Below are 19,314 nucleotides of genomic sequence, written 5' to 3'. Positions count from 1 at the left end.
GGCGAGATGTAGCCACGGTCGAACTGCATGCCCTCGACGACGTCGAGCTCGGTCTCGAGCGACTTGGCTTCCTCGACCGTGATCACGCCCTCGTTGCCGACCTTCTTCATGGCGTCGGCGAGGAACTTGCCGACTTCCGCGTCGCCATTGGCCGAGATCGTGCCGACCTGGGCGATCTCCTCGTTCGAGGTGACCTTCTTCGAATTCTTCTGCAGGTCCGCCACGACGGCTTCGACCGCGAGGTCGATACCGCGCTTGAGGTCCATCGGGTTCATGCCGGCGGCGACCGACTTGGCGCCTTCCTTCACGATCGCGGCCGCGAGCACGGTCGCGGTGGTGGTACCGTCGCCGGCAGCATCCGCCGCCTTGGACGCCACTTCGCGTACCATCTGGGCGCCCATGTTCTCGAACTTGTCCTCGAGTTCGATCTCCTTGGCGACGGCAACGCCGTCCTTGGTGATGCGCGGTGCCCCAAACGCCTTCTCGAGCACCACGTTGCGGCCCTTCGGACCGAGGGTGACTTTCACCGCATTGGCGAGGATGTCGACGCCGCGCAGCATCTTGTCGCGCGCCTCGACGGAGAATTTGACTTCCTTCGCTGACATATTTGTCCTCCCTGAGTTGAGATTCGTCTCATCTTCGAGGCAGCGTCCACAGGCGCTTCGTAGGGTAAGCGCTTGCGGCGGTAAGCGCGTTAGGCGGCCTTCTTCTTGGAGCCGGCGACGTCGGTGAGAACACCCATGATGTCGCTCTCCTTCATGATCAGAAGTTCCTGGCCGTCGATCTTGACCTCGGTGCCGGACCACTTGCCGAACAGCACGCGGTCGCCGACCTTGAGGTCGATGGGGATCAGCTTGCCAGCTTCGTCGCGGCCGCCGGGGCCAGCGGCGACGACTTCGCCCTGCGAGGGCTTTTCCTTGGCAGTGTCCGGAATGATGATGCCGCCAGCGGACTTCTCTTCGGCGTCGATCCTCTTGACTACGACTCGGTCGTGAAGCGGACGGAATTTCATGCAATCCTCCCTTGCTTTTGTGACTTTCTGGATTGGCCGTCGCAATGAGCGAGTGCTCGCCGCTTCTCTCATAAGCCTGTGGCACCGGGGCGCAAGGACTTTGGAGGGAAATACGGACATCAGTCAGTCCGCTTGTTGTTTCGGCCCTGATTCCAACCGCGTTTGCCAACCCGCGTTGGGACCTTGCGGCTTCCTTAAGAAAGGTTTTGGCGGTCCTAGATAGTTTTGGACCACGTTAAGCGCGCGCGGACGGGGGTGGCCTCGCCATGCGGACCCGGGGCATCGCCATCCCGGCCACGAGGCGCGCGACGCCGATGACGTGTCGCTTGATTCTCGATAAGCCGCGGAGAACTTTTCTAATCTTGCCGCGCAATCGAGCGCGTCAGCACCGCGCGTTGTCCCAGGTATCAGCTCGATCGAGATCAGCGGGCATCAAACTCACCGTGGTCGCAGGGAACTCGCCGCCAGCGCGCTCGTTTATATATCGAAACCCATGAACACCATCGCCATCATTCGCGTTCGCGACGGGACCTATGTCGTCACCCTCAACGACGACGTCGTCGCCTTCGAGCTGACCAAGGCCGCCGCGTGGCGAGCAGCGGAGGGGCTGGTGATGTCCGACACCGCCGAGGATGCCAATCAGAACCCTACGACCGCGAAGGAATGGCCGGTTTATTTTCGGCATTAGACTCCGCACCGCCGCGAAACAACAACGCCGCCCGCTTGAAATCCGATGCGGGCGGCGTTGGTCCAGCCCCAGGAAGGTCGTGGCAAAATCCCGGCCCGGATGGGCCTGCACGAACCGGATCAGACGCTGACCGAGACGGGCGCTACCCATATCAGCGAGGGGCGCACCACGGCTCGAACCTGGGACCCGCTGATTAAGAGTCAGCCATTTATACAGCTTGTCCAAAGGTTTGGAATTGGGCGTGGGTGAGCACATACGGATCAATAGGCTACAGCACTACTGTAAATCGAGCTGGGACCGTTCAGGTCGCGCGCCACGTTCCCCCCGACAACTTTCCGCCGAGTTCCTGGTATCCGTGGCATGGCCTTGCCGCGCGTTGATGGGCTCACGAACCGCTGGCGCACGATTGAGGCGACCAGCACGACGCGACTGGCGGCAATGGCACCCGAGCGGAAGGCGTGTCGAACCTTCGAAAAGCGGCAAGAGCCGAAGCCGGTGAGGCCAGCAAGGCGATGGGGCCAACGAAGCCCATGGTCGCTCGACCGCGCGTCATGCGGCGGCTGGTGCCTCTGGCACTATCAGCAACGCCGACCGTTCATGGCACAAATTTGGGTCGTGGTATTGTTTACACGATCCCTTGAGATTTGCTGCAAAACACCGCTCTGTCCGGCCGGATCAGGATTTCGTCCCGGACAAACACGGGTACCGGGATGAGAGAGCAAATACCGCAACTCTGCGTCCGGATTAGGTATCTGCGGAAACCTGACGCAGTTCATAGCGGGATCATACCGCTGGGCCTGAACTTGGATCGGTGCAATCAGGGTAGGAAGGAGAAGACTCAGAAATGCAAGACGTCTCATCGCAAAGCTCCTTCGACTTTATCGCTATGCGGTTGTCTTCAACAAACGCAATCTAACGTTTAGTCCAAAATACAGGCAGGCATTGTGAGATTCGCCACACGGCGAGGATCATTCGGCACTCACAGCTACGTGAGGGCGCGATAAGACCCCTATTCGTTGCCACATGCATGCGCCCTCTCCTTTCCCCCCTTGCGGGAACGGGCCTGCTTGAGCCAGTAGCCGTTTCAGTTTTAACATCACAAGGTTAGTCGGGGCCGGTGATTTAGTGGACTGTTCGCGGCGGAGTGGGTATCCGCACCGCGAGGCCATCTCGTGGCGCTGCGGAGCAACAAGATTTCGGCGATAAACCCGCCTTCGGTGTGGTGGCCGGGAGAGACGCCAGTTCGGACCCGCCCTTGGGCAGCGAAACATGTCGCCTTGTGGAAGAAACACAGAAGTCGCCAGCAAGTGCCCAAGACGATCGAATGACCCGGAGCGGATCTGCGGACACAAGCAGGAGCAATTTGCTTTCACGTCATCGTTATGGTGACGTGCGCCAAGTTGACCGAGAACCCCGCACCCACTTTAGGACCACGAAGCACTAGCGAAACGCGCTTCGCGTTACGCAGTCGCGCGACGCCTCCTCCTGCGACGATAGCCCCGGCGACTCCGACCGCGACATAGCTGCCGGCGAGGTCCTCGGGACTATGTAGGTTCCGTGCCAGCCCTTCCAGCACACCGACAGTTTCCGACAGCGATGCCCCAAAGCTCAAGCCGGTAACTGCGAACTGATAAGTTTTGCCTTGATACGTCAGGGTGCCTTTACCGCCTCCAGTGCCTACGACAAACGACGCTGTGCCGAGAACAATCCGTACAGTGCCGGTGCCTGCTTGCGATGGTTCGGCCGTAGCCGCCCACGCCGCGAGCGCCACAAAGGAATACGCAATCACAGAGCGCAATCGCCGCATATTTGCGTCCCTTTCGAGTGGCGGCCGGAATAGTACCCTAAGATGACAGGATGGGCCCCGATGGTGCGTTCGATGCTTGATCTAGATCAAGGCAAACGCACGAGCCGAAGTAACGCGGACTAAAGCAGATTGGATCGGTCATGCTGGATACCGCGAAGGATTCTTAACGCTTGCAGAGGAATACGATCGAATTGCCGGTAGCGCGGAGCGCCGAGTGCGAGCCGAAGTAACGCCCATTCGATACTCTCATGAAGTCGCACCGGCGCATGGCGTTGTCCCAAGCCAGACGGCTGCTTGGCGCGAAATAGACATCACCAGAGGACGTACACGATAGGTCTCGTATTGATCCTGTGGACGGCTCCTCCGCCGCGGCTCGGCCGCCGGACTATTCAAGCAGTGAGCGCTGGTGGCAGCTCGAAATAGTCCGGCTCAGATTGACGAACGTGGCGCGTTCAACCGCCGACGTCTGAGTTGATCACGTCGCCGAAACGCTCCCAGCTGTCGCCTTTAAGGCGCATGAGCTGTTGCTGTGAAATAGGAGCAAAATCGGTGGCGCTGGTGTTGATCTTCACGCCCGGCAACAAGCCAGCGACGACATAGTCGTGCATGCTCGCCGCCTGCTTCATCACGTTCGCGCGCGTCAGATTATTTCCGCACTGCTTCAGTACGTGGACCATGGTCTGGGCAACGGCATAGCCGTAGACCACGAAAGCGTCCGCGCGATTGGCCTCGGGATAGTATTTGTCGAGGAAGGCGTTCCAGGCCTTGATATCCGGATCGCTTTTCCATTGCGGATCGTTCGGGTCCTTCAGATAGGTCGCCGAGATGATGCCTTGCGAGTTATCGAAGCCTGCCGGCTTGATGGTGGCGCTGATCGACGAGCTGACGCTGTTGAGGAAGTGAGCCGGCTTCCACTCGATCTCGGCAGCCTCCTTGATCGCTTGGGCTGCGAACTTCGGAATCGACAGATCGACGAAGACGTCGGCGCCGGCCGCTTTCAGGTTGACGATATGCGACTCGATAGTCGGTTCGGTCGTTTCGTAGCTCTCTTCCTTTACGATCATGGAGACCTTGGAGCCAAGTCCGTCCTTCAGACCCTTGAGGTAATCCTTGCCGTAGTCGTCGTTCTGATAGAGCACGCCGATCTTGGCGTTCGGATAATTCTTCAGGATGTATTTGGCATAGATCTGCGTCTCGCTCTGGTAGCTGGGCTGCCAGCCCATGGTCCACGGGAAGTCCTTGGGATCGTTCCACTTGGTGGCGCCGGTGGCGACGAACAGCTGCGGCACCTTCTTCAGGTTCATGTATTTCTGGATCGCCGAGTTTGGCGGCGTGCCGAGCGAGTTAAAGATCAGCAGCACCTCGTCGCTCTCGACGAGTTTGCGTGCCTGTTCGACCGTCTTCGGTGGCGAGTAGCCGTCGTCATAGGAGATGAAGTTGATCTTGCGGCCATTGATGCCGCCTTCGGCGTTGATCTTGTTGAAATAGGCGGCCTCGGTCTTGCCGATCACGCTATAGGAGGACGCGGGTCCGCTGTAGGGCATGATGTTGCCGATCTTGATCTCGGTGTCGGTCGCACCGATGTCGTATTGGCCTTTTTGCGCAAAGGCGGAGGTCGAGGCGAGGGCGATTGTCAGGGCAGCCGAAAGCAGCCCCAATCGCATGCGGATAGCAGGCATTTCTGTCTCCCTTGGTTGATGTGTCCCTTTGTTGGAGTGGAAGCACTTCGCGGCCCCTACACTCATCCAATTCCCTTCTTCTCATCACCGCAACGAAAAGCGCTCCTACGGCAGAAATAATGGGTCATCACTTAGTCGAAACAGGAGGCCACTACTTTCGTTTAGTTGAGCCATCACTTCTTGAGCTGATGATTCGACCAACAAGCCAGATCGACGTTCTGGAATTTGAACGGCCCAGACAACGTGTTGAGTTCGGGGTGTTGAACGTCGCCGCAGCAACGTTGATTTCTAACCTGCGCTTCAAACTCTCTGCGACTCTCGTCCTATTGTGTTGTCCGATGCCTGCGCTAGAGTATCGACGATGCACACAGGCATTGTGCGTCTTCAAGACCGTTTACTTTACCCCGCTTATGGTCGAACCCATGCAGCGGGGTTTTTACATCTAGAGCCGTCGTGAGTTATTTCCTGTGTGGGAAGGTATGCAGCGCTCATTTTTCCGACGGACCGACGGACAAATGGCAAGTAGGTCACGATTACTTACAGAGTTCGCCGCCGGAAGCGTTCAGTGCGTTCGAGAGCTCCGCCAAGCTTCGAACGCGCAATGAAAAGAGGGCGTTGCCGAATGGTCGTGCCGAGCGATCACATGAGCCAAGCAGCTTTGCAGGCTGTTGCGTCATTCCTTTAGCAGGCGGACGCGACTTCATCGCGTTGTGTTTCTCCATGAAAATCGCATCCGCCCAAAGCCAATCCGTTGAGGATCGCGTGCTGCAAGGACGCGCCACGGCCGCGGACAATTCCAGCCAATTCATCCAATTGCCGAGATTGATATTGCCCCGATGCATAATCCAACCAACCCGGACAAAAACGCGGTGATGAGCCATCTCATCAGCCCGGCAGCGAATGGAAGGATTTGAGCTGCCGCATCGGCAGTTGAGCTGATGGCTTGACCAGCGAAGTGCACCCCATACGCTTCGAGACCGTGCAAGATGATGCCGCCCCCAACCCAAACCAGTGCGGCGGTTCCAGTTGCGGCGAGAATTTTGAGAAAGCCTGGCATCCCGAGAACGAGAGAGCGTCCAACTGCACTGCCAATACGACCGACGATCGAGCCGTCGTTGTTGGCTACAAGAGCTAAGCCAACGTCGTCGGTCCTTACTATCAGCGCAACTACGCCGTAGACCGCAGCTGTGATCGCAATCCCCACGGAAGCCAACACAAACGCCTGCATGAAAATGCTCTCGTTGGAAACAGTCGCGAGCGTAATCGCCATAATCTCCGCCGACAGAATGAAATCGGTTCGGATGGCCCCGGCAACCTTCTCTTCCTCCAGCTCACGCATGTTTAAGGGCGTTGAGACGGACTGGCTCTCGCGCGCATGGGCCTGATGCGGGACAACGGCTTCAAAAATCTTCTCCGTTCCTTCGTAGCAGAGATAGACGCCGCCAAATATGAGAAGCGGTGTAATCACCCAAGGCAAGAAGTAGCTGAGAGCTAGGGTGGCGGGGAGCAGAAGGAGTAGCTTGTTGCGAAGCGATCCCAAGGCGATTTTACCCACAATCGGCAGTTCGCGCTTGGCATCGAAACCGACCACATAGCCTGGAGTAATCGCAGCATCGTCGATGACTACGCCTGCCGCCTTGACGCCTGCCTTTGCGGCCAGGGCCGCAGCATCGTCAACGGAAGCCGCGGCCAGCTTTGCGATCGCCGCCACATCGTCCAAAAGAGCGATCAAACCGCTACTCACATGAGAACCCCATCCGTGGCGGCCAACGCATCACGCCCATGCGCAACCTGTTGGTGACAAACAGAATAGAACTCGATACGAGCAGTCGGCAATGACCATTCGACACGATGAGCAAACGCAAACCGCTTTGCAGTATTTGACTTGGGCGCTCGAAGCGATCGAAACGGTGGGCGATCAACGAGCAGCCCATCATGCCCGCCTGGCATTGGAAGCGCTGCGCGAGAGTTTGTACCGGGCTGGTGACGAAGACGCGACGAGCCCGACTTGCTGAGTGCGGGCGCCAGGCGGCTCTTCACAGCGAGCGTCGGTTAGCTGATCAACTCCGGTCGAATTCGAAAGCGGACAACGGAATATGCCCGAAAGCGCAAAGCAAGTGGGCGGTGATTGCTGCGGGCCAATCACCACGCTAGCCAGCCGCACGCTCCACCAAAGCGCGAAACGGCCTGCGTGTAGGGGCATTCACACAAAAGACGGAGCGTCGGTTCTGACTCACTGACGCTCCGTCATCGAAGCAGCCGTTTACTTGCCCTTCCAACTCGGAGCGCGCTTTTCCGCAAAGGCAGCCGCGCCCTCGCGGGCGTCCTCGGATACGAAGACAGGACCGACGATCTCCTGCTGCCTTTTCCACATCTGGTCTTCCGGCCAGAGCCGGGATTCGACGATCACCTGCTTGGATGCCTTCACGGCGAGCGGGCCGTTGGCGCCGATCGCTGCTGCAAGCTCAAGCGCGGCGTCAAGGGCCAGGCCATCGGTCACGCGATTGATGATGCCTAGTTCGTAGGCCCGCTCTGCGCCGAAGAACTCACCCGTCAATGCGAACTCCATCGCCACACGGAACGGCATCTGGCGCGGCATGCGGATCAGCCCGCCGGCCGCTGCCGCCAGCCCGCGCTTCACCTCGGGAATCCCGAACTTGGCGTTGCGGTTCGCAACGATCATGTCGCACGACAGCGCGATCTCCATCCCGCCGGCGAGCGCGTAGCCGTCGACGGCCGCGATCAGCGGCTTCTTCGGCGGCGCCTCGGTGAGGCCGGCGAAGCCGCGGCCGGGGATCGACGGCCGCTCGCCCTTCAGGAACCCCTTGAGATCCATGCCCGAGCAGAATGTGCCGCCGGCGCCGGTGATGATGCCGACGCTCAGCGCATCGTCGGCGTCGAGCCGGTCGATCGCTGCGGCCACGCCTTTGGAGAGCGCGAGGTTGGCCGCATTCTTGGCTTCCGGCCGGTTCAGGGTGATGATCAGGATAGGACCGCGGACTTCAGTGAGGACCGGAGTTTCTTCGGACATTGCTTTCGTCTCCTGTTGTCCTACGCGATCGCTAACGCGGGGCCATGCGGATGGCGCCATCGAGGCGGACGTCTTCACCGTTGAAGTAGCCATTGATGATCATAGTCATCGCCAGATGCGCATACTCCTCCGGCATGCCGAGACGCTTCGGGAACGGCACCGACGCGCTGAGCGCGGCCTTGACGTTCTCAGGCGCCCCTTGCAGCAGCGGCGTGTTGAAGATGCCCGGCAAGATGGTGTTGACGCGGATGCCCTCGGCCATCAGATCGCGCGCGATCGGCAGGGTCATGCCGACGACGCCGGCCTTCGAGGCCGAGTAGGCCGCCTGCCCCATCTGGCCGTCCTCTGCCGCAACCGAAGCTGTATTGACGACCGCTCCACGCTCGCCGTCCTCCAGCGGAGCCAGCGACAGCATGCCCTGCGCCGACTTCGCAATGCAGCGGAACGTGCCGACGAGGTTGATCTGGATGATGCGGTTGAAGGCGTCGATCGGGAAGTGAGTGGGCACGCCGGTCTTCTTGTCTCGGCCGGCGGTCTTCACTGCGTTGCCGGTCCCTGCGCAGTTCACCAGGATGCGCTCCTGGCCGTGCGCCGCACGGGCCTTGGCGAAGCCCGCATCGACCTGTTCGTCGGAGGTGACATCGACCTTGCAGAACACACCGCCGATTTCCTTGGCGATGGCTTCGCCCTTTTCTTCGTTGAAGTCGAAGATCGCGACCTTGACGCCTTGGGCAGCGAGCGCACGCGAGGTGGCTGCGCCGAGGCCAGAAGCGCCGCCTGTGACGACGGCGGCGATCGATGAATCGAGTTTCATGCCGGTATCCTTTCGAGATTTAGATGCGTTCGATGATGATCGCCGGCGCCATTCCGCCAGCAGCACACATGGTGACGAGACCGTAGCGTCCGCCGCTCCGCTCCAGTTCGTCGAGCGCGGTGCCGATCAGGATCGATCCGGTCGCACCGATCGGGTGGCCGAGCGCGATCGACCCGCCATTGATGTTGACCTTCTCGCGATCCAGTTCGAGGTCGCGGATGAACTTCTCGGCGACGACCGCGAAAGCCTCGTTGATCTCCCAGACGTCGATGTCGTCCTTGGTCAGACCGGCCTTGGCGAGAACCTTCTTCGCCGCCGGAGCCGGCGCGTTGAGCATCAAGGTCGGGTCGTCACCCTGGTTGGCATAGGCCACAATGCGGCCGCGCGGCTTGAGGCCATGCTTCTCGGCATATTCCTTCGAGGTGATCAGCACCGCGGCGGCCCCGTCCACCACGCCCGAGCTGTTGCCGGCATGATGCACGCCCTTCCATTCGAGGCCCGGATAGCGGCGCTGGATCTGCTTCTTGAACGTCACTCCGTTGCCGAGATCAAAATTGGCTAGCTGTTCGAAGCTCGGCTTCAGCAAAGCAAGTCCTTCGGCAGTGGTCTCGGGACGAGGGAATTCCTCACGATTGAGGGCGACACTGCCGTCGTCGTTCAAGACGGGAACCGTCGACTTGGCGAAGCGGCCTTCGTCGATTGCCCTCTTGGCCCGCTGCTGGCTAACCAATGCCAGAGCATCGCAGGCCTCCCGGCTGATCCCTTCGTTGGAGGCGATTGCATCTCCGCAGACGCCCTGGTGAGACTGCGGGTGGATGGCATCGAGCGCCGCGTTGCCTGAACCCATCATGCGCGCGGGTTGGCCGGCCTGCGACCGCTCGGCTGCCAAGGTCTGTTGATAGCTCATCATCTCGGTTCCGCCCGCGATGACGCAATCCTCCATCCCCGACATCACCGAAGCGGCCGCCAGGTTCACTGACGTGATGCCACCGCCGCAGAAGCGATCCAGCGTCGTGCCGCTGGCGTTGATGTCATACCCGGCGGCGAGCGCCGACATGCGTCCAAGATCGCCGCCCTGCTTGCCTTCCTGGGTCGACGTCGACCAGATGATATCGTCCACCGTAGTCGTATCGAGCTTGTTGCGTTCTTTGAGCGCTTTGAGCACCGTCGCGGCCAGGTGCTGCGGGTGCAGGTGCGACAGCGCCCCCTTGCCCGGCTTGCCGATGCCCCGCGGCGTGCGAACGGCGTCGATGATGTATGCCTCAGACATGCCTTTTCCTTCGTTTCGCATTGAACTAGTGACTATGATGCTGATCGCGCACGCCACGCCGGGAATGTCGTTGAAGCCGGCCCGACGGATGCGTCGCGCTGATCATCCAAGTACTCAGAGCGCGAGCCCATCTCCCACAACATCGATGCGCGGGCTCCTATGGAGTTGTTGCTCGCCGGCTAGGGGCGCCTGATCGCAGCTCTCCGCAAGTCGCGGAGTGCCGAGCGCGATGGCATGGGGCCCGAGAGCATATTTCTGCTCTTGCGGCAGATAGGCCAGTTGGCCGATCTGGGTCAGCGTCATCACAAGACGAGAGACCGTTGATCGAGGAAGGCGACAGCGGTCGGCAATTTCCCGATTGCCCAGGCTAACGCCTGGACCCTCGAAGCAGCGCAAGATGTCGAATGCGCGAGATACGACCCGTATCACGCCTAAGTTGTCGACGCCGCCCTCATGCCTCTCTAGCGCGATCAGTTTCTCCGCTCGACGTCCCATCGCTTGCGCTCCCCGATCTGCATCCTGCGCGGAAAGAGCGCCGGCTACGCGCGCGCTTCCCTTGGACTTGTCTAGACTTAATTAAGTGATTAATTAGTTAGCCGGGTGATTAAGATGACCGAGGCTCGGTGTCAACCGTATTTGGTTGCAGCGCGCTGTCCGGCGGACGCCCCGCCTGAGATGCCCTTCTTCTACCTACCGGGCCCGTGGTCGCGGGCTTGGCGTTGGTAGCCGAACGCCCCCTCACGCGGGTTTTCTCCGACTAGAGCAGAGTCAGGCAGACTTCCGCCGGTGTCTTGCCGCCGGCTTTTTCGCCGCCGTCTCCTTAGCCGGCTTCTTGCCAGGTATGGGTTCGCTACAGTTTTCCCGCGCGCGCCACACCACCGCGAGCAACCAACCGTAGCCTTCGGAGGCAGCCGAGCCGCGCTCGACAAATACAGGCTCCGAAAACGGCGGTCGTCGATGCGCGGAAATTCGCCGAAGAGATCGTCAAGATAGGTCTGCGTAAAGCAGTCGGTGTTGGTTCATGGCAATCAGGGCCGATCGGTATGCTCCGGTACGCGACGACCGGCTGACGCGCGGCGAGTAGTGTCTCAGTTTGAATTATCGGACTCCGTGTAGCCCGGCGGTTCCGTTGCGCCGGCCGCAATCATTTCACGGAACATCTTGCAAGCGCGCCGTCTCGCGCGCTCGGAGAGTTCGGCAGCTCGCTCTGCTGTTCCGCTCTTGATCTCCCGTTGCACCAACGTGTTCAGATGGTTGATGCGAAGGCAAGTTTCTGCCCATTCGGTCAACTGTTTCTGGCCTATATCGGTCAGCACGACCGCCACTCCCTTGCGTAGCTAAGCGTCCGGTACTCTGTTAATACTGTCCCAATTTGGACACACTTCCGAACGAATTCGAACACTGACTAAGTAAGTCATTTCGGGAACCGGAGACTCACACTACACTTCGAGCACTGGGCGCGTTTTTTCATTTCCTAATTTTATGGCCCAGCGGTTTTTAAAGGCTAGGCGGATCGGAAAGCGCGGCCCCAGCTAGTGACCTCCAGCTGGGGCCGTTTCCCTTGCCCAGAGGGCCAAAAAGGCGAGAAGCGCCCCGGTGCCGTGCAAAACAAAAGCGCCGCGCCCGAGATGTCTGGCGCGGCGCTTTTGTTTGAATGGGAAGACTAGTTGTGGATCAGCTTGCCATTGTGGTGATGCGTAGGGCGAACCGACGAACATCATCATGGGCGCTTTTGCAGGCCATTACGACATCAAACAAGTCGTTGTGGTCGACACCGACGTCGATATCGACGATTCCGATGAAATCGAATGGGCGGTGGCCACGAGGTTCCAGGCCGACCGCAACCTATTGATCCTCCCGCGAGCCCAGGGATCGAAACTCGACCCATCGTCCGATGACGGAATTGGCGCTAAGATGGTCTGAATGCACGAAGCCCGTCATCACCGGCCCCTTGGAATTCAAACGCATCCACGTGAAGGGCACCGAGACCGTTGACCTGACGACTGCGCTGCAAAAGGATCCGCAAGCCGCGTTGTCGCGGATCATCGCAGGTTAAGCGACTGGCCGAAGGCCAGCGAACTGGGACGGAAACGACTACGGTTGTGTGCGCACGACCGTCGCTCTGTGGCGGTCCGACCGCGAGCCGGACGCGTCGCTGATGGAGGTGACGATGTCGAAGGCATTGTGCATCGCGCACGGAGCATTTGGACGGGTCGCGCTTCTCGACATGGACTGCTCGCTGGTGCGTCACGCGCATCCGCACTGTCACGTCCTGCTTAAGGTCGAGGGCGCCGACACGCAGTTCCAGGTCGATGATGCGATGTATCCGCTGACCGATCGGGCTGCCGTTCTCGTCAACGGCTGGCAGCCGCACAGTTATGTCCACGTGCCCGATCGCCCGCGAACGCTGATCCTCGCGCTTTACATCGAGCCCGAGTGGTTGCAGAATTTTCGGCCAGGTTGGGTGGCGAGCGGTAGCCCGGGCTTCTTCAACCAACCCGCCGGCGAACTTTCGCCGCGCATTCGCAGCCTTGCCATCAATCTGGCGACTGACATGATGGTGCGCCCCGACTGCCGCATCGCACACGAGAAGACGTTGTCGGATTTGATGATCTCCGTCATCGAACGCTTTGCGCCATGGCGCAGCTTCCCGGCTTCGCTTCGCGAATTGCGCAGGGCATCGGAGACGGCAGACTGGCGTATCCGCCGCGTGATCACGACGATGCGTCGGGCGATCAATCAACCCGAGAACATCGACGGATGGGCGAAGCAAGCCGGCCTGTCGCGCGCGCATTTTTTCCGGCTGTTCGAGTCCACGATTGGCGTTCCGCCAAAAGTCTACATGAACGTGTTGAAGCTGGAGCGCGCAGTCAGCCTCGTGCTTAATCGCCCGTACTCACTCTGCGAGATCAGCTCGGAGCTGGGCTTTGCCGAGCCTGCGCATTTCACCCGGTTTTTTCGCAATCATGCGGGCGTCGGCCCGCGTGAGTTCCGCAACGTCTCCCGTCTCGCCCATTGAGCTGCATCAGCCCAAAATGAGACGCGTTGGTAAGTTTTGAGACGGACCGGCATGGCAAGCGCGTCCGGCTCCTGAATAGGTTTCTCCCCAAGTGCGGAAAGCACGATGAGGGAGGTCTCCGGGATGGATGCCAACGCCGCAGCGGGCGCACCAGCGGCCAGATCCTGGATCGGGCAATCGATCCCTCGCGTCGAGGACAAGGCGCTGCTTTCGGGCCGAGGAAGGTTCATTGACGACCTCGGTGTGCGGCCGGGAACACTGCATGCCGCTATCCTCCGCTCGCCTCACGCCCATGCGAACATTGTTTCGACCGATGTCGACGCGGCAAAGCTGGCGCGCGGTGTCATTGCCGTCCTGACCGGCCAGGATATCAAGGCACTGACTGCCAGCCTCGTCGTCGGCGTCAAGGCGCCAGTCGAGTGCTGGCCGATCGCAGTCGGCCGGGTTCGGTATGCCGGCGAGCCCGTCGCCGTCGTCGTCGCGGAAAGCCGTTACCTCGCCGAGGACGCGATCGATCTGATCGAGGTCGAATATGAAGCGTTACCCCCGGTCATCGATCCCATCCGCGCCATGGATGCGGACTCCGCACTGCTGCATGACGGATTTCCGAACAACATCGCGAGCGACCGCTCGTTCAAATATGGCGAACCGGATCAAATCTTCGCCGAGGCTGAACGCATCATTGGGATTTCGATCCGCTATCCCCGCAACTCCTGTACCCCGATCGAAACCTACGGTGTCGTCGCCGAATACGATCCTGGGGAGCAGGCCTTCGACGTACTCGCCAATTTTCAGGGGCCGTTCAGTATTCACGCGGTGCTTTCGCGTGCCTTGAAAGTGCCCGGCAACCGGCTACGGTTACGAACGCCGCCGGACTCCGGCGGAAGCTTTGGTGTCAAGCAGGGGGTCTTTCCCTATATCGTTCTGATTGCGGCGGCCGCGCGCGCAACGGGGCGTCCCGTGAAATGGATCGAGGATCGGCTCGAGCATTTGACGGCATCAGTATCGGCGACCAATCGCGCAACTACGCTACGCGCGGCCGTTACCGATGACGGCAGGATTCTCGCGCTGGATTGGGACCAGGTCGAGGACTGCGGCGCGCATCTGCGAGCACCAGAGCCGGCGACACTTTATCGCATGCACGGCAACCTCACCGGGGCTTACGACATTGCCCATGTCGCCGTGCGCAACCGTGTCGTCGTCACCAACAAGACACCGACCGGGCTGAACCGCGGCTTCGGCGGCCCGCAGGTGTATTTTGCGCTGGAACGCCTGGTACACCGCATCGCCGTCGAGTTGAAGCGTGACCCCGTCGACGTGATATCATGCAACCTTGTCCCTGCCGGTGCTTTTCCCTATCGAACCGCGACCGGCGCCTTGCTCGATTCTGGCGACTACCCAACGGCGGTCGCCCGCGCCGTCAGTGAAGGCGGATTGGCCGAACTGAAAGCACGGCGCGAGAAGGTGCGAGCTGAGGGGGGCATCTATGGGATCGGCTACACGGCCGTGGTCGAGCCCAGCGTTTCCAACATGGGTTACATCACGACTGTGATGACGCCAGCGGAACGACGAAAGGCCGGCCCCAAAAGTGGCGCGCAGGCCACCGCGACCGTCTCAATCGATCCGGTTGGCAGCGTCTCCGTGCAAGTCGCTTCCATCCCGCAAGGCCAGGGCCATCGCACCGTGCTCGCCCAGGTCGTCGCTGACGTTTTGGGACTGACGCCCACCGACATCAGGGTGAATGCAGAGATCGATACCGCCAAGGACGCCTGGTCGATCGCGTCGGGCAACTATGCCAGCCGCTTCGCGCCGGCCGTGGCCGGCACCACCAAGATCGCGGCCGAACGGCTGGCAGGAAAGCTCGCGCGCGTCGCCGCGGCAGGTCTCAATACCGAGAGCGACGATATCGTCTTTGCCGGCGGCTTCGTACTGTCGAAGCGCAATCCGGATAACAAGGCGCCGTTTTCTCGGATCGCGGCGCTCAGCCATTGGTCGCCGGGCGCGCTGGCCGACGACGTTGGTCAGACCATCCGCGAGACCGCGTTCTGGACGCCGTCGGAGCTGTCGCCGCCAGACGACCATGACCACATCAATTCGTCGCTCTGCTACGGATTCATCTTCGACTTCTGCGGCATCGAGGTCGACCGCGTCACGTTGCAGCCGCGCATCGATTGTTACGTGACCATGCATGATTGCGGCACGATCCTGCATCCGGCCATGGTCGACGGCCAGGTTCGCGGCGGGTTCGCGCAGGCGGTAGGCGCGGCGCTCTACGAGGAATATGCCTACGCGCCCGACGGCTCCTTCCTCGCCGGAACGTTCGCAGACTATCTCTTGCCGACCGTTGCCGAGGTGCCGGAGCCGTTGATCCTGCACATGCAGAGCGCCTCGCCCTTTACGCCGCTTGGCTCCAAAGGCGTGGGCGAAGGCAACTGCATGTCGACGCCGGTCTGCATCGCGAACGCCGTCGCGGACGCGCTCGGTATCGCGGATGTCGAATTGCCGCTCGTACCCGCACGTCTTGCCGAAGTATTGCGGGGTGCCGAAGCGGCGGCTCCATCGAGCCGGAGTGCAACACGGCCGGGGGAGCGGAAACTGTCCGGCGAAGGCAGTGCAATGGTTGCGGCCACGCCGCAGCAAGTCTGGTCGATGCTGCTCGATGCGACGACGCTGTCTGCAGTGATCCCCGGCTGCAACGCCGTGAAGAAGATTTCCGACACGGATTTCAAGGCCGACGTCACGGTCAGGGTCGGACCGGTCAAGAGCAATTATCGCGCGCGGGTTACGCTGATCGACCTCGACCATCCGAACGGCGTGACGTTGATAGGCACTGCCGATGGTGCGTTGGGATTTGGCGCCGGCAAGGGCCGGATCACCCTTGCTCCGGTCGCGGGCGAAGGAACCAGCGTCCACTATCGCTATGAAGCCGAAATCGGTGGCAAGATCGCCAGCATCGGCGGGCGCCTGCTAGACGGCGCTGCGCGCGTCATCATCGGCCAGTTCTTCATCGCACTCGCACGGCAGACCGCTCGCAGCGCGACGGGTGGCGATCGTTCGATCTGGACCAAGCTGCGCGGATGGCTGGGAGGCCGGCGATGAAACCCGCCGCCTTCGATTATGTCCGCGCGGAAAGCCTCGACGAGGCGCTGGAGGTGCTCCGTCACGAAGGCAGCGACGCCCGCGTTATCGCCGGCGGGCAGTCGTTGATGCCGATGTTGAACATGCGGCTCTCCAAACCGCGTGTGCTGGTCGATATCATGCGGCTCGAGGAATTGCGCAAGGTCGAGCCCCGTCAAGGCAGAATCGTCATCGGCGCCGCCGTCCGCCAAGCGGAACTCCTGGAATGGCCCTCGCTCGCTCGCGAACTGACGCTCTTGTCACTTGCGCTGCCCTGGACTGGTCATGTGCAGACGCGAAGCCGCGGTACCATCTGCGGTTCAGTTGCACATGCCGACCCCAGCGCCGAACTGCCACTAACGCTATTGGCACTCGACGGTGAGATCATCCTGCGCAGCGCAAGGAGGCAGCGGCGCGTGGCAGCCCGCGATTTTTTTCGCGGCGTCATGGCGACTGACCGCAACGACGACGAACTCATCGAAATGGTAGAGTTACCAACCACCAACGGAAAACGCTGTGCCTTCCGTGAAGTCGCGCGACGGCACGGCGACTTTGCTATCGTCGCCTGTGCCGCGGTCGAGACCGACCGTGGCGCGAGGCTGGCCATCGGTGGCGTCGCGGACACGCCTGTCGCGCGCGAGTTCGACAGGCTCGGAGGCAGCGCGCTCGACGACGCGCTTAATGCGCTCGCCTGGGACCTGGACGCTCGCGACGATTTCCATGCCACCGCGCGCTATCGACGCGACCTCGTGAGGATGATCGGCCGCGACTTGATTGCGGAGGTAACGAGATGACGCGAATGAGCGCCGAGCAACGTCACCGCGTCCGCTTCATCCTCAACGGCGAGCCGGTCGATCGCATGTGCGAACCGCGGGTGCTCCTGACGGACTTCATTCGCCACGAGATTGGCGCGACCGGTACCCATGTGGGCTGCGAGCACGGCGTTTGCGGCGCCTGTACCGTCGAGATCGACGGGTGGCCCGCGCGCGCCTGCCTCACTCTCGCCCTACAGATCGATGGCTGCAAGGTCAGAACGGTCGAGGGCCTTACCGGCAAGCAAGGACGGCTTGGCGTGCTCCAGTCGGCCTTTCGACGCAACCACGCGCTGCAATGCGGTTTCTGCACCGCAGGCATCCTGATATCGCTCGATATACTGCTTGCCCGCGATCCGCGGGCTGATGAAGCCGAAATCCGCGAAGTGCTGACGGGCCATTTGTGCCGCTGCACCGGTTACGCCCCGATCGTCAAAGCTGCGCTGGAAGCGGCGGCGGCGTTGAGGGGAGACACCAATCGTGAGGCAATCGATGCTTGACCTCGGAACCAGCTTCCTCGCCAGCGTCGCGCGCGATCCCCAGGCATTAGCCTTGGTCGATGGTGAGGTACGCTTCACCTATGCACAATGGCTAGATAAGATATCAGCGTTGGTTGCGGCCTTCGATCGGCTGGGTCTGAAACCCGGCGATCACCTTCTGACGGCCCTGCAAAACGGGTGGCAATCCGCGACCGTACACTGGGCCTGTCAGTTGGCAGGTTTGATCATCACGCCGATCAATTGGCGGGTGAATGCCGACGAACTCGATTTCTGCATCGAGAATTCGGAAGGCCGAGCCCTCGTCTATCAGGATGTCTCTGAGCCCTCGGTTCGCGCGTCGATACTTGCGGGTGAACTCGTCATCCTGCGTGCCGGATCAACAACGAGGCCCGGTGAATTCTCGCTCGACGCGTTCTGCAACGAGAAAGCGCCCGAAGCCGTCGCCCGCATCTCCGCCGAGGCGTGGTCGGTCATGCTCTATACGTCAGGGACGACGTCGCGCCCGAAGGGCGTACCGCGTCGTCACCGGGCGGAACGCGCGGCCGGCATCGCCCATGTCGCGCAGAACCTCTATCACCGCGGCGAGCGAACGCTCGGCGTGATGCCGCTCTACCACACCATGGGCGTGCGCTCCCTGATCGCAATGTCACTGATCGGCGGCACCTTTGTTTGCTTGCCGCGCTTTGACGCGAAGCGCGCACTCGACCTGATCGCGTCCGAAGGCATCACCAATCTGTATCTGGTGCCGACGCTCTATCACGATCTCGTCTATTGCGACGACTTCGCACGATCGGACGTTTCCAGCGTCCGAAAGCTTGGCTTTGCGGGTGCGTCAATGACGGACGGGCTGTTGCAGAAGCTCGCGGAAGCATTCCGCCCGGAGCTTTTTGTCAATCACTATGGCAGCTCGGAAATCTACACCTTCACCATCGACCAGAATGCGCCGGCGAAGCCGGGCTCAGCTGGCAAGGCCGGCATCAACCAGCTGGTCAAGACGGTCAAGCTCAACGCGGCCTCGGTCAACGACGTTGCCTCCGCCGGCGAGGAAGGCGAGATCGTGGCGTTGCTGGGAAGTGACGAATCGTTCGAGGGTTATTGGCGGCGGCCCGACGCCGATGCGCGTGCGCTGCGCGACGGTTGGTATTTTACCGGCGACACTGGTTATGTCGACGCCGCCGGCGATCTCTTCGTCACCGGCCGTGTCGACGATATGATCATCACCGGCGGCGAGAACGTCTCGCCGGTCGAGATCGAGAGCTGTCTATCGCTGCATCCGGCCGTACTTGAAGTCGCCGTGGTCGGTCTTCCCGATGAACGCTGGGGCAAGGTCATTGCCGCCTTCATCAAACGATCGCGACGAGTGAGCGAGGAGGAGCTCGACAAGTTTTGCCGCGAGTCCGGGCTGGCCGCCTTCAAGCGCCCTCGCTGCTTCGTGTTCGTGGACACCATCCCGAAATCTCCGGTCGGCAAGCTGCTGCGGCGGCTTCTGGTCGCTGGCGAATATCAAGTCGAACTAATGCCGCCGTCGAATGCGGTGTGACTCTCTCACAAACCAGGAAGAAGAC

At 61.0% G+C, this 19,314-nt stretch carries 17 protein-coding genes and 1 pseudogene; 8 read left to right on the top strand and 10 right to left on the bottom strand.

Annotated features, from left to right (window positions below):
• The coding region (locus JQ586_RS33460; RefSeq protein WP_283815511.1) for a TCP-1/cpn60 chaperonin family protein at positions 1-605 on the bottom strand (605 nt) is incomplete at its 3' end.
• An 89-nt stretch (positions 606-694) separates the two neighbouring features.
• The gene (locus tag JQ586_RS33455; protein ID WP_212398892.1) at positions 695-1,012 is read right to left on the bottom strand and encodes a co-chaperone GroES; all 318 of its coding nucleotides are present in this window, start codon (positions 1,010-1,012) and stop codon (positions 695-697) included.
• A gap of 493 nt (positions 1,013-1,505) precedes the next feature.
• Between JQ586_RS33455 and JQ586_RS33450 the strand changes: the two genes are divergently transcribed.
• A complete protein-coding gene (locus JQ586_RS33450; RefSeq protein WP_212398891.1) occupies positions 1,506-1,700 on the top strand; it encodes a hypothetical protein in 195 nt (64 codons plus the stop codon).
• 2,259 nt (positions 1,701-3,959) lie between these two features.
• Here the strand turns inward: JQ586_RS33450 and JQ586_RS33445 are convergent.
• Both JQ586_RS33445 and JQ586_RS33440 read right to left on the bottom strand, forming a co-directional pair.
• Positions 3,960-5,186: an ABC transporter substrate-binding protein gene (locus JQ586_RS33445; protein ID WP_212398890.1), complete on the bottom strand. Its 1,227-nt coding sequence runs from the start codon at positions 5,184-5,186 to the stop codon at positions 3,960-3,962.
• An 805-nt stretch (positions 5,187-5,991) separates the two neighbouring features.
• Positions 5,992-6,918 (bottom strand): DUF808 domain-containing protein, encoded by a 927-nt coding sequence (locus JQ586_RS33440; protein ID WP_249148510.1) that lies wholly within the window; start codon positions 6,916-6,918, stop codon positions 5,992-5,994.
• Between the two features lie 103 nt (positions 6,919-7,021).
• On the opposite strand from JQ586_RS33440, the gene JQ586_RS33435 reads away from it, so the two are divergent.
• A complete protein-coding gene (locus tag JQ586_RS33435) occupies positions 7,022-7,201 on the top strand; it encodes a hypothetical protein (RefSeq protein WP_212398888.1) in 180 nt (59 codons plus the stop codon).
• Between the two features lie 248 nt (positions 7,202-7,449).
• Here JQ586_RS33435 and JQ586_RS33430 read toward each other — a convergent pair whose 3' ends face one another.
• The 6 genes and pseudogenes from JQ586_RS33430 to JQ586_RS33410 form a co-directional block, all read right to left on the bottom strand.
• Positions 7,450-8,217, bottom strand: a complete 768-nt coding sequence (locus JQ586_RS33430) for a crotonase/enoyl-CoA hydratase family protein (RefSeq protein ID WP_212398887.1) — start codon at positions 8,215-8,217, stop codon at positions 7,450-7,452.
• A 31-nt stretch (positions 8,218-8,248) separates the two neighbouring features.
• A complete protein-coding gene (locus tag JQ586_RS33425; protein WP_212398886.1) occupies positions 8,249-9,031 on the bottom strand; it encodes an SDR family NAD(P)-dependent oxidoreductase in 783 nt (260 codons plus the stop codon).
• Between the two features lie 19 nt (positions 9,032-9,050).
• Complete coding sequence (locus JQ586_RS33420; RefSeq protein ID WP_212398903.1) at positions 9,051-10,301, bottom strand: acetyl-CoA C-acetyltransferase; 1,251 nt, start codon at positions 10,299-10,301, stop codon at positions 9,051-9,053.
• Between the two features lie 114 nt (positions 10,302-10,415).
• Positions 10,416-10,796 carry a helix-turn-helix domain-containing protein gene (locus JQ586_RS33415; protein WP_212398885.1) on the bottom strand — a complete coding sequence of 127 codons (381 nt, stop codon included), beginning with the start codon at positions 10,794-10,796 and terminating at the stop codon, positions 10,416-10,418.
• A gap of 351 nt (positions 10,797-11,147) precedes the next feature.
• A pseudogene (locus JQ586_RS40805) lies at positions 11,148-11,317 on the bottom strand (carotenoid oxygenase); the annotation flags it as partial.
• A gap of 72 nt (positions 11,318-11,389) precedes the next feature.
• Entirely contained in the window at positions 11,390-11,617 is a 228-nt protein-coding gene (locus JQ586_RS33410) for a hypothetical protein (protein ID WP_212398884.1), read from the bottom strand.
• Between the two features lie 406 nt (positions 11,618-12,023).
• Between JQ586_RS33410 and JQ586_RS41650 the strand changes: the two genes are divergently transcribed.
• The 6 genes from JQ586_RS41650 (at position 12,024) to JQ586_RS33380 (ending at position 19,289) form a co-directional block, all read left to right on the top strand.
• Positions 12,024-12,224, top strand: a complete 201-nt coding sequence (locus JQ586_RS41650) for a hypothetical protein (RefSeq protein ID WP_409411035.1) — start codon at positions 12,024-12,026, stop codon at positions 12,222-12,224.
• A gap of 247 nt (positions 12,225-12,471) precedes the next feature.
• Positions 12,472-13,320, top strand: a complete 849-nt coding sequence (locus JQ586_RS33400; protein WP_212398902.1) for an AraC family transcriptional regulator — start codon at positions 12,472-12,474, stop codon at positions 13,318-13,320.
• A gap of 105 nt (positions 13,321-13,425) precedes the next feature.
• Positions 13,426-16,419: a xanthine dehydrogenase family protein molybdopterin-binding subunit gene (locus tag JQ586_RS33395; protein WP_249148509.1), complete on the top strand. Its 2,994-nt coding sequence runs from the start codon at positions 13,426-13,428 to the stop codon at positions 16,417-16,419.
• On the top strand, positions 16,416-17,231 hold the full coding sequence (locus tag JQ586_RS33390) for a xanthine dehydrogenase family protein subunit M (RefSeq protein WP_212398883.1): 816 nt from the start codon (positions 16,416-16,418) through the stop codon (positions 17,229-17,231). Before JQ586_RS33395 ends, JQ586_RS33390 begins: the two co-directional genes overlap by 4 nt.
• Positions 17,228-17,749, top strand: coding sequence for a (2Fe-2S)-binding protein (locus tag JQ586_RS33385; RefSeq protein WP_212398882.1), 522 nt, complete (start codon positions 17,228-17,230; stop codon positions 17,747-17,749). Before JQ586_RS33390 ends, JQ586_RS33385 begins: the two co-directional genes overlap by 4 nt.
• Positions 17,742-19,289: an AMP-binding protein gene (locus JQ586_RS33380; protein ID WP_212398881.1), complete on the top strand. Its 1,548-nt coding sequence runs from the start codon at positions 17,742-17,744 to the stop codon at positions 19,287-19,289. The genes JQ586_RS33385 and JQ586_RS33380 overlap by 8 nt, the downstream gene beginning before the upstream one ends.
• Positions 19,290-19,314 lie beyond the last annotated feature (25 nt).

The organism is Bradyrhizobium jicamae, assembly GCF_018130215.1.
Lineage (GTDB): Bacteria > Pseudomonadota > Alphaproteobacteria > Rhizobiales > Xanthobacteraceae > Bradyrhizobium > Bradyrhizobium jicamae_A.
Note: the sequence above shows the minus strand (reverse complement) of the source record. Positions and strands in the feature narration are given on the sequence as shown.

Coding starts and splice junctions, on each gene's coding strand:
- JQ586_RS33455 (WP_212398892.1), bottom strand. CDS start 1,012: ATGAAATTCCGTCCGCTTCACGACCGAGTCGTAGTCAAGAGGATCGAC.
- JQ586_RS33400 (WP_212398902.1), top strand. CDS start 12,472: ATGTCGAAGGCATTGTGCATCGCGCACGGAGCATTTGGACGGGTCGCG.
- JQ586_RS33385 (WP_212398882.1), top strand. CDS start 17,228: ATGACGCGAATGAGCGCCGAGCAACGTCACCGCGTCCGCTTCATCCTC.
- JQ586_RS33445 (WP_212398890.1), bottom strand. CDS start 5,186: ATGCCTGCTATCCGCATGCGATTGGGGCTGCTTTCGGCTGCCCTGACA.
- JQ586_RS41650 (WP_409411035.1), top strand. CDS start 12,024: ATGGGCGCTTTTGCAGGCCATTACGACATCAAACAAGTCGTTGTGGTC.
- JQ586_RS33390 (WP_212398883.1), top strand. CDS start 16,416: ATGAAACCCGCCGCCTTCGATTATGTCCGCGCGGAAAGCCTCGACGAG.
- JQ586_RS33425 (WP_212398886.1), bottom strand. CDS start 9,031: ATGAAACTCGATTCATCGATCGCCGCCGTCGTCACAGGCGGCGCTTCT.
- JQ586_RS33380 (WP_212398881.1), top strand. CDS start 17,742: ATGCTTGACCTCGGAACCAGCTTCCTCGCCAGCGTCGCGCGCGATCCC.
- JQ586_RS33450 (WP_212398891.1), top strand. CDS start 1,506: ATGAACACCATCGCCATCATTCGCGTTCGCGACGGGACCTATGTCGTC.
- JQ586_RS33430 (WP_212398887.1), bottom strand. CDS start 8,217: ATGTCCGAAGAAACTCCGGTCCTCACTGAAGTCCGCGGTCCTATCCTG.
- JQ586_RS33420 (WP_212398903.1), bottom strand. CDS start 10,301: ATGTCTGAGGCATACATCATCGACGCCGTTCGCACGCCGCGGGGCATC.
- JQ586_RS33395 (WP_249148509.1), top strand. CDS start 13,426: ATGAGGGAGGTCTCCGGGATGGATGCCAACGCCGCAGCGGGCGCACCA.
- JQ586_RS33415 (WP_212398885.1), bottom strand. CDS start 10,796: ATGGGACGTCGAGCGGAGAAACTGATCGCGCTAGAGAGGCATGAGGGC.
- JQ586_RS33435 (WP_212398888.1), top strand. CDS start 7,022: ATGACCATTCGACACGATGAGCAAACGCAAACCGCTTTGCAGTATTTG.